General features: G+C 75.3%; 1 protein-coding gene. It reads left to right on the plus strand.

Translation table 11 applies throughout. The features are described 5' to 3' along the window. Nucleotides 1-201 precede the first annotated feature (201 nt). Nucleotides 202-1086, plus strand: a complete 885-nt coding sequence (locus DZF91_RS23505; RefSeq protein ID WP_117359518.1) for an SGNH/GDSL hydrolase family protein — start codon at nt 202-204, stop codon at nt 1084-1086. The last annotated feature ends 60 nt before the right edge of the window (nt 1087-1146 follow it).

Below are 1146 nucleotides of genomic sequence, written 5' to 3' on the forward strand. Positions count from 1 at the left end.
CGCCGCGCGGCGGTGTGCCCGGCCCACCGCTCGGCGGGCCGCCGGTCCGGGCGCGCTCGTGGGACGGGAAGCCGCTGGACGGCACCGGGTTACCGCCCGGTTTGGTCTCGGTCACAGGATCTCCCGCCCATCTCTGGATATTTCCCTGATGGTCATCGGGTCCGGCGGGCTGAGTATTGCATCGCCCCCCAAGGAGGACCCGTGCCCCTCACATCCCGCCCCCTGCTCCGCCGCACCCTCGTCACCCTCGGCTCCGCAGCCCTGGCCGCGCTCGCGCTCGCGCCCGCCGCGCGGGCGGCCGACCCCGAGTACGTCGCGCTCGGCGACTCCATGGCGTCCGGGCCGCTCATCCCCGACGTCACCGGCCCGGTGGCGTGCGCGCGCTCCACGCACAACTACGCCCACGAGCTCGCCGCCACGCTGGGCGTCGCCGGGCTCACCGACGTCACCTGCAGCGGCGCCGCGTCCAAGCACATGACCGAGCCGCAGAGCCTCAGCGTCCTCGGGCAGCCCGCGGGCACCGCGCCGCCGCAGTTCGACGCGCTGACCGGCGGGACCCGGCTCGTCACGCTCACGATCGGCGGCAACGACGCCGGCCTGGTCGGCGTCGCGCAGGACTGCGTCAACCTGCTCCCGACCGGGACGCCCTGCAAGACCCGGTACACCCAGGGCGGCGTGGACCAGGTCGCCGCGCGCATCGACGCGTTCGAGCCGAAGCTCTCGGCCGTCCTGGACGGCATCCGGCAGCGGTCGCCGCAGGCCCGCGTCGTGGTCACCGGCTACGGGCTCTACATCAAGCCGGGCGGCTGCTGGCCCGCCGTGCCGGTCCTGCCCGTGGACGCCGACTGGCTGCAGGGCAGCGTCAACCGGATGAACGGCGTCATCGCGCGGCAGGCCGCCGCGCACGGCATGACCTACATCGACCTGGTCACCCCCAGCCAGGGACACGACGCCTGCCAGTCGCCGTCCGCCAAGTGGCTGGAGGGGTTCGTCCCGACGTCGTCCGCCGCGCCGCTGCACCCGAACCGGCTGGGCGAGGCGAACTACGCGCGCATCATCGCCGGGCAGATCCAGGCGGCCCGATGAGGTTCCGGGGCGCGCCCGCCGCGCCGCGCACGGCGGCGGCCTCCGCCGTCGCCGCACCCG

This window comes from Actinomadura logoneensis, from assembly GCF_003428695.1.
Lineage (GTDB): Bacteria > Actinomycetota > Actinomycetes > Streptosporangiales > Streptosporangiaceae > Spirillospora > Spirillospora logoneensis.